Below are 12,228 nucleotides of genomic sequence, written 5' to 3' on the forward strand. Positions count from 1 at the left end.
AACGATCGGACAGGAATTACCAACCACGCTTCCCGATACCGCAAAACCACGCCGAGACGACGTCGTTACGACGTCGTCTCGGCGTGGTTTTGTCGATCGGGAAGAGGACCTACGCGAAGGCCTCCACAGGCGGGCAGGCGCACACCAGGTTGCGGTCGCCGTACGCCTGGTCGATCCGGCGCACCGGCGGCCAGTACTTGCCCGCGACGAGGGAGTGCACGGGGTAGGCAGCATCCTCGCGGGTGTAGGCGTGGTTCCACTCCCCCGAGATCAGCGAGACGGCGGTGTGCGGTGCGTTCACGAGCGGGTTGTCGTCGGTCGGCCAGCGACCGGCCGCCACCGCTTCCGCCTCCTGCTTGATCATGATCATCGCCTCGATGAACCGGTCGATCTCGCCGATGTCCTCCGACTCCGTCGGCTCGACCATGAGCGTCCCCGGCACGGGGAACGACATGGTCGGCGCGTGGAAGCCGTAGTCGATCAAGCGCTTCGCGACGTCGTCGACCGTGATGCCGGTGGCCTCCTTGAGCGGACGCAGATCCAGGATGCACTCGTGGGCGACGCGGTCGTGCTCGCCGGTGTACAGCACCGGATAGTGGTCGCGCAGGCGTGCGGCGATGTAATTCGCCGAGAGGACGGCCGCGGCCGTGGCATCCCGCAGTCCTTCGGCGCCCATCATGCGCACGTACGACCACGAGATCGGCAGGATGCCGGCAGAGCCGTACGGTGCGGCCGACACCGGGCCGCCCGCGAATTCGAATCCGCCCGCGTGTGCCGCGCGCTGCGCGAGCGGGTGCGACGGCAGGTGCTCGGCGAGGTGCGCCTTGGCGGCCACCGGTCCCACGCCGGGTCCCCCACCGCCGTGCGGGATCGCGAACGTCTTGTGCAGGTTCAGGTGCGAGACGTCGCCGCCCAGGTCGCCGAAGCGGGCGAAGCCGAGCAGCGCGTTGAGGTTGGCGCCGTCGACGTACACCTGGCCGCCGGCGTCGTGCACCGCGGTCGTGATGTCGACGACATCCTGCTCGTAGACGCCGTGCGTCGACGGATACGTGATCATGAGCGCCGCGATCTCGTCGGCGTGCGCCGAGATCTTCGCCCGCAGGTCGTCGAGATCGACGTTGCCGAGCTCATCGCAGGCCACCACGACGACCTTCATGCCAGCGAGCACGGCGGATGCCGCGTTCGTGCCGTGCGCGGACGACGGGATCAGGCACACGGTGCGGTGCTCGTCGCCGTTCGCCAGATGGTAGCCGCGGATCGCGAGGAGCCCGGCGAGTTCGCCCTGCGAGCCGGCGTTCGGCTGCAGCGAGACCGCGTCGTAGCCGGTCACCTCGGCGAGCCAGCCCTCGAGCTGATCGATCATCTCGAGGTAGCCCTCGACGTCGGACTCCGGCGCGAACGGGTGGATCTGCGCGAACTCCGGCCACGTGATCGACGCCATCTCGGTCGCCGCATTGAGCTTCATCGTGCACGAGCCGAGCGGGATCATCCCGCGGTCGAGCGCGTAGTCGCGGTCGGCGAGGCTCTTCAGGTACCGCATCATGGCGGTCTCGGAGCGGTGCACGTGGAAGACGGGGTGGGTGAGGAACTCGTCCTTGCGGTGGAGTTGCTCCGGCAGAGCGCCGTGCGACCCGCTTCCGAAGAAGCCGAACGAGCGCTGCTCCTTGCCGCCGAACATGATCGCCACCTGGTGCAACGCGCCGAAGTCCGTCGTCTCGTCGACCGAGATGCCGATCGTGTTCTCGTCGACGAGGCGGAGCAGGATGCCGAGCTCGTCGTGTGCACGGGCCACGACCGCCGCGGCATCAGAAGTGCGCACCTCGACCGTGTCGAAGAACGCGTCGTGGACGACCTCTGCGCCCGCCTCGACCAGCCAGTCGCGGAACATCGATGCGCGGAGCGCGACGTTGCGTGCGATGTTCGCCAGCCCGTCCGGGCCGTGGTAGACCGCGTACATCGACGCCATGACGGCGAGCAGCACCTGTGCGGTGCAGATGTTCGAAGTCGCCTTCTCACGGCGGATGTGCTGCTCGCGGGTCTGCAGCGACAGGCGGTACCCGGGCTTGCCGTCGGCATCCACAGAGACCCCGACCAGGCGTCCTGGCAGCTGACGCTCGAGTCCCTGACGGACGGCCATGTACCCGGCGTGCGGACCGCCGAAGGCCATCGGCACCCCGAAGCGCTGGGTCGTGCCCACCGCGACGTCGGCGCCGAGCGAGCCGGGCGAGGAGATCAGGGTGAGGGCGAGCAGATCGGCCGCCACGACCGCGAGACCGTCGGCGAGGTGCGCGGCGTCGATCACGGCCGACGGGTCCCAGATGAGACCGGATGCCGCGGGGTACTGCACGAAGACGCCGAACAGCTCCTCCGGCAGAGCCTCGCCGCCGGACAGGTCGCGCTCGACGAGCTCGATGCCCAGCGCCTCGGCCCGCGTCGCGAGCAGTGCCTTCGTCTGCGGGAACGCATCGGCGTCGACGACGAACACGTTCGACTTCGCCTTGGACGCGCGCCTGGCCAGCAGCATCCCCTCGGCGACCGCCGTCGACTCGTCGAGCATCGACGCGTTCGCGGTCGTGAGGCCGGTCAGGTCGGCGACCATCGTCTGGAAGTTGATGAGCGCCTCGAGGCGCCCCTGCGAGATCTCGGGCTGGTACGGCGTATAGGCGGTGTACCAGGACGGGTTCTCGAGCACGTTCCGCTGGATGACACTCGGGGTGATCGTGCCGTAGTAGCCGAGCCCGATCATCGGGGTGTTCACCGTGTTGCGCGATGCGAAACCGCGGAGCTCCGCGAGCGCCTCGGCCTCGGTGGCGGCGTGGGGGATGCGTGTCTCTCCGAACGCGGTCTTGACGTCGGTGTATATGGCACCGGGAACCGCCTGACGCATCAGCGCCTCGACCGGGCTGATGTCGTCGGTCGCTGCCGTGAGCCCGAGTGTCTCGAGCATCGTGTACTGCGTCTGAGCGGTGGTTCCGATGTGGCGATCGGCGAAGCCTGTCACGAGTGGGGTCAACCCTCCGTCAGGGCGACGTAGGCGTCGCGGTCGAGCAGACCCTCGGCCGCGCCGTCCGCGATCGTCACCTTGATGAGCCAGCCGCCCTCGAACGGCTCGGCGTTCACCAGCGACGGGTCGTCGACGACGGCGTCGTTGATCTCGGTGACCGTGCCCGCCAAGGGCGCGTAGAGCTCGCCCACCGACTTGGTCGACTCGACCTCGCCGACCACCGCGCCGGCGGTGATCTCGGTGCCGACGGCAGGGAGTTCGACGAAGACGACGTCGCCGAGCTTGTCAGCGGCGTAGTCGGTGATGCCGACAGTCGCCGTGGTGCCGTCGATGGCGAGCCACTCGTGCTCGTCGGTGTACTTGAGAGCGGTGAGATCGGTCATTTCTTCCTCCGGTAGAAAGGCAGGGCGGTGACGGTCGCGGGGATCTTGGTGCCCCGCACATCCAGGTAGACGGTGGTTCCCGCATCGGCGGACGCGGGGTCGATGTAAGCCATCGCGATCGGGTGGCCGAGCGTCGGACTGAGCGCGCCGGACGTGACCTCGCCGAGCACGGTGCCGTCCTCGGCGACGACGGCGTAGCCGGCGCGGCCGGCGCGCTTGCCCTCGGCCTCGAGGCCGACGAGCACGCGGGCGCCGTCTGCGCCGGTGGACGACTTTCCGACGAAGTCCTCCTTGTCGGATGCCACGACGCGGCCGAGGCCCGCCTGCGCGGGCTTCGTGTCGAGCGAGAGCTCGTGGCCGTACAGCGGCATGCCCGCCTCGAGGCGAAGGGTGTCGCGGGCTGCGAGCCCTGCGGGGACGAGTCCGTGCGGGCTGCCGGCGGCGAGCGCCGCGTCCCATAGGTCTGCGGCGTCCTCGGCGCGGACGAGCAGCTCGAAGCCGTCCTCGCCCGTGTAGCCGGTGCGTGCGATCAACAGCGGATGCCCGAGGAAGAGGGCGTCGGACCACGCGTAGTACTTCTGGTCGCTCCATGGTGCGCCGAGCTCGGTGACGCCGGCGATCTGCGAGACGATCGCTTCGGATGCAGGACCCTGGACGGCGATGAGCGCGTAGCCGTCAGACACGTCGGCGACGATGACGTCGAACCCGCCGGTGCGTTCCGGAAGCGCCGCGGCGACGGCGTCCCGGTTGCCCGCGTTAGAGATGATCAGGAAGCTGTCGCCCCCGAGTCGATAGACGATGACATCATCGATGATGCCGCCGTCCTCGGCGAGCAGCAGCGAATACTTCGCCTTGCCGACCGCCATGGTCGACAGGCGGCCCGCGAGTGCGTAGTCCAGGTAGGCCGCGGCATCCGGCCCCTCGATCGTGAACTCAGCCATGTGCGAGATGTCGAAGAGCCCTGCCGCCTGACGCACGGCGTGGTGCTCGGCGAGGTCGGAGGTGTAGCGAACCGGCATCTGCCAGCCGCCGAAGTCCGTGAAGGACGCGCCGAGCGACTCATGTCGCTCGCGAAGCGGGGTGTAGCGGGCCTCGGTCATGGAGTTCTCCCGTATCGATCGGAAGGATGCCGTACGGAATGCACGGTATCCGAGAACTCCCCCTCTGTCATGGGCCTGAGAGTTTCGCCGCCCGTTGCGCACGGGGGCTTTCACCGTCGGCGGATCGTGAGATCGCTTTTCAGAGCGGCCGGACGTGCGCGGTATGGATACCTGAGAGATTGGCGGGGAGGCTTGCTCCTTCGGTGCCCGATCGCGTTCATCGGGCTCTCCCGCGCAGGTCATGCGGCCTGTGTTCACTTAGCGCTCCCAGCATAGCCGCACCGCTCATCTACGCTCGATCATGTGGACGCATCCCCAGCCAGTTCCGACGCGATCCGCGTCGCCGTCTCGACCGTCATCTTCTCGCTGCGGGCGGGCGACGACGGCGACCGGCTCATGCTGCCTCTGGTCCGGCGCACGCGCGAGCCGCACCTGAGCATGTGGGCGCTGCCAGGCGGCTGGCTCGATCCGGCGGAAGACCTGGATGCCGCAGCATCCCGCACCCTCGCTGAGACGACAGCATTGGGGCCCAGCCATCTCGAGCAGCTCTATACGTTCGGCGACGTCGATCGCTCTCCCGCGCGCGCCGTCTCGATCGTCTACTGGGCGTTGCTGCGCTCGGACCTCGTGGATGCTCAGCGCGGTGCCGCCGGGGCGCCCGAGAACGTCGAGTGGTTCGACGTGGACGACCTGCCGACGCTGGCGTTCGATCACAACCGCATCGTCGAATACGCGCTGTGGCGGCTGCGGAACAAAGTCGGCTACAGCTGGATCGGCGCGGGGCTGCTGCCCGACGAGTTCACACTCACCGAGCTGCGCGAGGTCTACGAGACGGTGCTCGGCCGCAGGCTGGATCCGTCGAACTTCCGGCGTCTGCTCGAAGGATCGGACGAGCTCGTGCCGACGGAGTCGTTCCGCACCGGCAAGCACCGCCCCGCCCGCCTGTTCCGCCTTGCGACGGGAACCTGACGCACCGCGAATTGCACTTATGGTCAGGTCGACATAATCTGATCCTGCACAGTAAGTGTCGATTCGACCATAAGGCGGCGCCCCGATGCCAACCTCGACCATTCGCATCACAGACCCCTCAGTCGACCACCTGATCCAGGCGGCGCCGGCTGACTCGTGCAGCACCGATCTCGCCGCGAGCCCGTGGACCTTCGACAGCATCCCCGGCTATGGGCCCGGCTCGTCGATGGGCGACGTCATCCCGACCGGTGCTCCTCGACAGGGCGAGCTGCCTGCGGCGTACCGCGAGGCGGACGAGGCCGATCTCGAGCGGCGCATCCGCGCAGCCAAGGCCGCGCTCGGCGACCGCGTCGTCGTGCTCGGGCACTTCTACCAGCGCGAAGAGGTCGTGCAGCACGCCGACTACGTGGGCGACTCGTTCCAGCTCGCGAACGCCGCGCTCGAGCATCCCGATGCGGAGGCGATCGTCTTCTGCGGCGTGCACTTCATGGCCGAGACCGCCGACCTGCTCTCTACCCCCGACCAGGCCGTGATCCTTCCGAACCTCGCGGCCGGCTGCTCGATGGCCGACATGGCCGACATCGACCAGGTCGAGGACTGCTGGGAGCAGCTCGCCGACGTCCTCGGCCCACTCGACCGCGTCGACGCCGACGGCCGCGTGCCGGTCATTCCGGTCACCTATATGAACTCCTCCGCAGCGATCAAGGGCTTCGTCGGCCGGCACGGCGGCATCGTCTGCACCTCGTCGAACGCAGAGACAGTGCTGGAATGGGCGTTCGAGCGCGGCCAGCGTGTGCTGTTCTTCCCCGATCAGCACCTCGGCCGCAACACCGCCAAGGCGATGGGCGTGCCGCTCGAGCGGATGCCGATGTGGAACCCGCGACGCCCCCTCGGCGGGTCGTCCGCCACCGACCTGGAGGACTCCGAGGTCATCCTCTGGCACGGCTTCTGCTCGGTGCACCGCCGGTTCACCGTCGCGCAGATCGACCAGGCGCGAGCCGCGCATCCGGATGTCCGCGTTATCGTGCACCCCGAGTGCCCGATGGAAGTCGTGGATGCCGCCGACGAGGCAGGCTCCACCGACTACATCCGCCGCGCGATCGCCGCCGCGACGACGCCCACGACCTTCGCGATCGGCACCGAGATCAACCTCGTGCGTCGGCTCGCGGCGCAGTTCCCGCAGCACGAGACCTTCTGCCTCGACCCCGTCGTCTGCCCGTGCTCGACGATGTACCGCATCCACCCCGGCTACCTCGCGTGGGTGCTCGAAGAGCTCGTCGCCGGCCGCGTCGTCAACCAGATCTCCGTGACGGCGGAGGTCGCAGATCCGGCCCGCGTCGCCCTCGAGCGGATGCTGGCAGCGAAGCCCCGCTCATGAATGTCATCGTGGTCGGCTCCGGGATCGCGGGTCTCACCGCGGCGCTGCATGCGGCCGATGCCGGGCACCGGACGACGCTTGTGACGAAGGACGCGCTCGGCGGCGGCTGCACGCCACTCGCGCAGGGCGGCGTCGCCGGGGTCTACGGCCCCGACGACTCCCCCGCCCTGCACGCGTCGGACACGCTTGCGGCGGGCGCAGGGTGGTCGGATCCAGCAGCCGTCGACATTCTCGTGCATGACGGATCGGCGCGCATCGCCGAGCTGATCGCTCGTGGGGTCGCGTTCGATCGCGATGCGAACGGGATGCTCCTGCTCGGCCGCGAGGCCGCTCACACGCACGCACGCATCGTGCACGCCGGCGGAGACGCGACGGGTGCGGCGATATCTCGCGCCTTGGTCGCGAAAGTGTGGTCGTCGAGCATCGAGGTGATCGAACACGCGCTGCTCGTGGATCTTCTCGCGCACGACGGTTCCGTGCGCGGCATCCGGATCCTGCGGGGCGGCGCCTGCACTGAGATCCATGCGGATGCCGTGATCCTCGCGACCGGCGGCGCGGGGCGACTGTTCGCGCACACGACCAACCCGCCCGGCGCGACGGGCGACGGCATCGCTGCAGCACTGCGGGCCGGCGCCATGGTCGCCGACCTGGAGTTCGTTCAGTTCCATCCGACGGTTCTGGATGCCGGTGAGCCATTCCTCATCTCCGAGGCCGTGCGCGGCGAGGGTGCGGCGCTCATCGACGACGAGGGGCGACGGTTCGTGTTCGAGGTGCATGCGGACGGCGAACTCGCCCCGCGGGACGTCGTCGCGCGGGCAGTCGCCCGTCAGGCTGCGTCTCAGGGATCGCCGGTGCGGTTGGATGCGACGATGATCGGCGCCTCGCGTCTCGCCGAGCGGTTCCCGACGATCGACCGCGTCACACGGGAGCGGGGGTTCGACTGGTCGCGGGAGCCCATTCCGGTGACGCCGGCCGCGCACTACCTGATGGGCGGCGTGGTCACGGACCTCGACGGACGTACATCGGTGCCGGGGCTCTTCGCCGCCGGCGAGGTCGCCCGCACCGGGGTGCACGGCGCGAACCGCCTGGCGTCGAACTCGCTGCTCGAGGCCGCGGTCTTCGGAGCGCGAGCCGCGGATGCTGTGACGAGCAGCCTGTTCAGATCGCGAATCATGCCGGTATCCGCGGTTCTGAGCGGCGGAATTCGCGACCTGAACGTCGTTGGTTTCTCACGAAGCGCACTCCAGCACCTGATGTGGGACCACGTCGGGCTCCTCCGCACCCGCACCGGAATCGCAGAGGCTCTCGAGACGATCCGCGCGTGGCGCGCCGCCGCCCCGGCCCCGACCACCCGCACCGAGCACGAAGACGCCGACCTGCTCCTGGTCGCCGAGGCGATGGCATCCGCTGCCCTCGCGCGCACCGAGTCCGTCGGCGCGCACCATCTCGAACTCGAACCCGCCCTGATCGGAGCCTGATGCTCACCACCGCCACCCTCACCCGCGTCGTCGGTGCCGCTCTCGAAGAGGATTCGCCGTGGGGCGATCTCACGAGCACGACGCTGCTGCCGGCTGATCTCACGGCGACCGCCGACCTCACGGCGCGTGAGCCGGGCGTGTTCAGCGGCGGCGACGTCTTCTCGGCGGCGTTCGCCCTCACCGACCCGTCGCTCACCGTCGACGTGCACGTCGGCGAGGGCGACGACTTCGCCCCTGGCGACGTGCTGGCGTCCGTATCAGGACCGGCGCGCAGCATCCTGACGGCCGAGCGAGTCGCGCTGAACTTCACGCAGCGGATGAGCGGCATCGCCACGCTGACCGCACAGTACGTGCGCGCCGTCCACGGCACCGGTGCGCGCATCGCAGACACCCGCAAGACCACGCCGGGGCTCCGCGCCTTCGAGCGGCATGCGGTCGTCTCGGGCGGCGGAAGCAACCACCGTTTCTCCCTGTCGGATGCCGTGATGGCCAAGGACAACCACCTCGCCGTGCTGACCTCAGCACGCGGTGACCTCGCCCAGGCTCTGCGCGCGGCGCTGTCGAAGCTTCCGCACACCACGCACGTCGTGATCGAGGTCGACCGGCTCGATCAGATCGAGACCGTGCTCGCCGGGGGCGCGAACACGGTTCTGCTGGACAACTTCTCGCTCGACGACCTGCGCGCCGGCGTGGCTCTGATCGGTGACCGCGCGAAGGTCGAGGCATCCGGAGGAGTGAATCTCGACACGGTGCGGGCGATCGCCGAGACCGGTGTCGGCATCATCTCGGTCGGCGCACTCACGCACTCGGCCCGCGCGCTCGATCTCGGCTTGGACGTGCGGATCGGCTGAGCATGCTCTATCTCGACCACGCAGCGACTTCCCCGGCGCGTCCGGAGGTGCTCGGCGCGATGCGCCCGTACCTCACCGGAGTGTTCGGCAACCCGTCCAGTCACCACACGGCCGGTGAGGCGGCGGCGAGCGCGCTCGAGGACGCCAGGGCGCGCGTCGCGCGGGTGCTGGGCATGCGGGCCGGCGATGTGATCTTCACGGCGGGCGGCACCGAGGCGAACAACCTCGCAGTGAAAGGCATCGTGCTGGCCGCTCTCGACCGCGGTCGTGCGCACCTGATCACCTCGACGATCGAGCACGAGTCGATCCTCGAATCGGCGGCGTACTTGAAACGGTTCCATCGCGTCACAGTGACCATGGTCGACGTCGACGGCACGGGCCGCGTCTCTCCCGACTCGCTCGCTGCGGCGATGCGCGATGACACCGCACTGGTCTCGCTCGGCCATGCGAACAACGAGATCGGCACGGTGCAGGACGCCGTGTCCCTCGCCCGGATCGCGAAGGATGCCGGCGTCCCCTTCCACCTGGATGCCGTGCAGTCCGCCGGGTGGCTGCCGCTGGGTGAGCTCGGCGCCGATGCCGTCTCGATCGCGGGGCACAAGCTCGGCGCCCCCAAGGGCATCGGTGCTCTGGCGGTGCGCGGCCGGGTACCGCTCGAGCCGCTGCTGCACGGCGGCGGACAGGAGCGGGGCCGCCGCTCTGGGACGGAGAACGTCGCGGGCGCAGTGGGACTCGCGGCGGCGCTGGAGCTCGCGGAGACCGAGAGTGCTTCGCGCGCCGCTTCCGTCGGCGCGCAGACCGCGCTGTTCATCGACGGCGTACTCGCGAACGTGCCGCAGGCTGCACTGACCGGCGATGCAGATCATCGGCTGCCGGGCACCGCGAGCTTCACGTTCGCCGGCACCAGCGGCGAAGCCGTGCTGCTGGAACTGGAGCGGCGCGGCGTGATCTCGTCGAGCGGCTCGGCATGCGCTGCGGGCAGCGATGAGCCGTCGCACGTGCTGCTGGCGTGCGGAGTCGCCCCGGACGTCGCGCAGACCTCGGTGCGGTTCACGTTCGGTAGAGAACCGCTGCCGGAGGACGCACCCGAGCGCCTCGCCGCCCTCGTGGCGGATGCGGTTACCGCGGTTTCCGGCTGAGCGAGAGGCTTCGACTCGCCTACGGCTCGCTCAGCCCGTTTCGTCTCGCTCCGCTCGCTCAACGACCCGCAGGAGAGTTCTCGCGGGTCGTTGAGCACGGGTCGTTGAGCGCAGGCGCGAAGCGCCGAGGCCGACCTCGACCGAATAAGCTCGACGAGTGCCAGACCCGATCGTCACGCTCATCGTCCCCGGCCGCGACATCGAGTCGTTCGCGCCGGCGGCGATCGCCTCGCTGCAGGCTCAGACCGAACCCCGCTGGCGCGCCGTCCTCATCGACGACGGGTCGGTGGATGCCACGGGCGACGTGTTCGCGGATGCCGCGGCATCCGACTCCCGGTTCACGGTTCTGCGCCACGAGGCGTCCCGCGGCCTCGGCGCTGCTCGCAACGTCGGACTCGACCTCGTCGACACTCCCCTGCTCGGGTTCCTGGACGGCGACGACGAGCTCACCCCGACCGCACTCGCGCGTCTGACGGGGACGCTGCTCGAGACCGGCAGCGCCTTCGTCGCCGGCGCCTACGTCCGCTCCCGTCTGCGCGGAGGTTCATACGCGCCAGGACGCGTGCAGCCCTGGACCGTCGCAGCAACAGCGCCCGAGCGGATGCGCACGAACATCTTCGAGCACCCCGCGGCCTCGGCGAACATCGTCGCCTGGTCGAAAATCAGTCGCACGGACTTCTGGGCCGACCTGCGATTCCCCGAAGACGTCGCCTATGAGGATCAGGTCGTCGCCCAGCGGATGTACACCCGGGCGACGGCGTTCGATGTCATCCCGGATGTCGTGGTGAACTGGCGCCTCCGCGCCGATGGCACCTCGATCACGCAGGGCAGGTCGCGGCTGCCGGTGCTGCGCGACTACCTCGAGGCTCTCCGCGGCGGCATCCGCGTGCTTCACCAAGCGGGCGCGATCGCTGCTGTCGTCGCACGGCTCGACCTCATCCTCGCGATGGACGTCCCTCCTCTCCAGGCGATCGCGGCCACGCACGACGACCCGGGCTACAGCGCCGCGCTCACGGAGTTCCTCGACGACCTGCGGTCCCTGCCCGAATACGCCGAGGCCCGCCCCGATCCGAACATCGCGGCCGCGCTGGCATGGTGAATCCGACGAGGCGCGAATCCTGCGCGAAGGGAGCCTGATGAATTCCTACCTCTCCGAGCTGTTCTCGCTCGATGGCCGCACGGCGGTGGTCACCGGCGGCAGCTCAGGCATCGGGCGCGGCATCGCCACCGCACTCGCGCGTGCCGGAGCATCCGTCGTCATCGTCGCGCGCGGGCGCGAACGCATCGACGAGACCGTCACCGAGCTGTCGGCATTCGGCGCGCGGGCTGCCGGAGTCGTGGGCGATCTCAGCACCCGCGACGGCATCCACGCCGCCGCCGAGGACGCGACGACGCCGTTCGGCGAGCCGGACATCCTCGTGAACTCTGCCGGCATCAACATCCGCCCGCCGTTCGCGGAGATCACCGAGTCCGACTGGGACGCCACCATGACCGTGAACGCGCTGGCACCGTTCCTGCTCGGGCAGCGGTACGCACAGGGCATGGCCGAGCGCGGGTACGGGCGGCTCATCCACATCAGCTCTCAGCAGGCGCACCGCGCTTTCGTCGGCAGCGGCGTGTACGGCGCGTCGAAGGGCGCAGTGGAGTCCCTGATGCGGTCGGAGGCCGAGGCCTGGGGCCACCACGGCGTCACCAGCAACGCGCTCGTGCCCGGCTTCGTGCTCACGCCGCTGAATGCGCGACTGCAGGACGACCAGGCGAAGGTCGCCGAGCTCGCCGACCGGACGATGATCGGCCGCAACGGCCTGCCGGAGGACTTCGCATCAGCAGCGGTCTTCCTGGCCGGGGCGGGCTCGGCCTATGTCACCGGCCATTCCCTTTTCGTCGACGGCGGCATGTCGGCGCACTGAGAGCCGCCCGCACGAG

The 12,228-nt window shown here is 69.4% G+C and carries 10 protein-coding genes and 2 riboswitches; of the genes, 7 read left to right on the forward strand and 3 right to left on the reverse strand.

From position 1 onward, the window contains the following. Positions 1–109: 109 nt before the first annotated feature. From gcvP to gcvT, 3 genes are all read right to left on the reverse strand, one after another. A complete protein-coding gene (gcvP, locus tag KHB019_RS04585) occupies positions 110–2,947 on the reverse strand; it encodes an aminomethyl-transferring glycine dehydrogenase (RefSeq protein ID WP_443193194.1) in 2,838 nt (945 codons plus the stop codon). Between the two features lie 62 nt (positions 2,948–3,009). Beyond that, a complete protein-coding gene (gcvH, locus tag KHB019_RS04590; RefSeq protein ID WP_337458171.1) occupies positions 3,010–3,387 on the reverse strand; it encodes a glycine cleavage system protein GcvH in 378 nt (125 codons plus the stop codon). Beyond that, on the reverse strand, positions 3,384–4,487 hold the full coding sequence (gene gcvT, locus KHB019_RS04595) for a glycine cleavage system aminomethyltransferase GcvT (protein WP_337458172.1): 1,104 nt from the start codon (positions 4,485–4,487) through the stop codon (positions 3,384–3,386). The genes gcvH and gcvT overlap by 4 nt, the downstream gene beginning before the upstream one ends. A gap of 57 nt (positions 4,488–4,544) precedes the next feature. Then, positions 4,545–4,635, reverse strand: a riboswitch (glycine riboswitch). A gap of 1 nt (position 4,636) precedes the next feature. Then, positions 4,637–4,730, reverse strand: a riboswitch (glycine riboswitch). A gap of 60 nt (positions 4,731–4,790) precedes the next feature. Here gcvT and KHB019_RS04600 point away from each other — a divergent pair. The 7 genes from KHB019_RS04600 to KHB019_RS04630 all read left to right on the forward strand — a co-directional run bounded on the left by KHB019_RS04600 (position 4,791) and on the right by KHB019_RS04630 (position 12,212). Next, a complete protein-coding gene (locus tag KHB019_RS04600) occupies positions 4,791–5,456 on the forward strand; it encodes an NUDIX hydrolase (RefSeq protein ID WP_325471303.1) in 666 nt (221 codons plus the stop codon). 85 nt (positions 5,457–5,541) lie between these two features. After that, positions 5,542–6,834, forward strand: coding sequence for a quinolinate synthase NadA (gene nadA / locus KHB019_RS04605; protein ID WP_337458173.1), 1,293 nt, complete (start codon positions 5,542–5,544; stop codon positions 6,832–6,834). After that, a complete protein-coding gene (gene nadB, locus KHB019_RS04610; protein WP_337458174.1) occupies positions 6,831–8,312 on the forward strand; it encodes an L-aspartate oxidase in 1,482 nt (493 codons plus the stop codon). The genes nadA and nadB overlap by 4 nt, the downstream gene beginning before the upstream one ends. Next, the gene (nadC, locus tag KHB019_RS04615; RefSeq protein WP_337458175.1) at positions 8,312–9,163 is read left to right on the forward strand and encodes a carboxylating nicotinate-nucleotide diphosphorylase; all 852 of its coding nucleotides are present in this window, start codon (positions 8,312–8,314) and stop codon (positions 9,161–9,163) included. The genes nadB and nadC overlap by 1 nt, the downstream gene beginning before the upstream one ends. Positions 9,164–9,165: 2 nt before the next feature. Further along, positions 9,166–10,302: a cysteine desulfurase family protein gene (locus tag KHB019_RS04620; RefSeq protein ID WP_337458176.1), complete on the forward strand. Its 1,137-nt coding sequence runs from the start codon at positions 9,166–9,168 to the stop codon at positions 10,300–10,302. Between the two features lie 157 nt (positions 10,303–10,459). Then, the gene (locus tag KHB019_RS04625) at positions 10,460–11,401 is read left to right on the forward strand and encodes a glycosyltransferase family 2 protein (protein WP_337458177.1); all 942 of its coding nucleotides are present in this window, start codon (positions 10,460–10,462) and stop codon (positions 11,399–11,401) included. A 37-nt stretch (positions 11,402–11,438) separates the two neighbouring features. Continuing rightward, positions 11,439–12,212 (forward strand): SDR family NAD(P)-dependent oxidoreductase, encoded by a 774-nt coding sequence (locus tag KHB019_RS04630; RefSeq protein ID WP_337458178.1) that lies wholly within the window; start codon positions 11,439–11,441, stop codon positions 12,210–12,212. Positions 12,213–12,228 lie beyond the last annotated feature (16 nt).

Origin of the sequence: Microbacterium sp. KHB019 (assembly GCF_037285405.1) — a bacterium.
Classification (GTDB): domain Bacteria; phylum Actinomycetota; class Actinomycetes; order Actinomycetales; family Microbacteriaceae; genus Microbacterium.

Bases quoted from the DNA above. Each gene is read 5' to 3' on its own strand.
- nadC (WP_337458175.1), top strand. From the start codon at position 8,312: ATGCTCACCACCGCCACCCTCACCCGCGTCGTCGGTGCCGCTCTCGAA.
- gcvP (WP_443193194.1), bottom strand. From the start codon at position 2,947: ATGCTCGAGACACTCGGGCTCACGGCAGCGACCGACGACATCAGCCCG.
- nadB (WP_337458174.1), top strand. From the start codon at position 6,831: ATGAATGTCATCGTGGTCGGCTCCGGGATCGCGGGTCTCACCGCGGCG.
- gcvT (WP_337458172.1), bottom strand. From the start codon at position 4,487: ATGACCGAGGCCCGCTACACCCCGCTTCGCGAGCGACATGAGTCGCTC.
- KHB019_RS04630 (WP_337458178.1), top strand. From the start codon at position 11,439: ATGAATTCCTACCTCTCCGAGCTGTTCTCGCTCGATGGCCGCACGGCG.
- KHB019_RS04620 (WP_337458176.1), top strand. From the start codon at position 9,166: ATGCTCTATCTCGACCACGCAGCGACTTCCCCGGCGCGTCCGGAGGTG.
- gcvH (WP_337458171.1), bottom strand. From the start codon at position 3,387: ATGACCGATCTCACCGCTCTCAAGTACACCGACGAGCACGAGTGGCTC.
- nadA (WP_337458173.1), top strand. From the start codon at position 5,542: ATGCCAACCTCGACCATTCGCATCACAGACCCCTCAGTCGACCACCTG.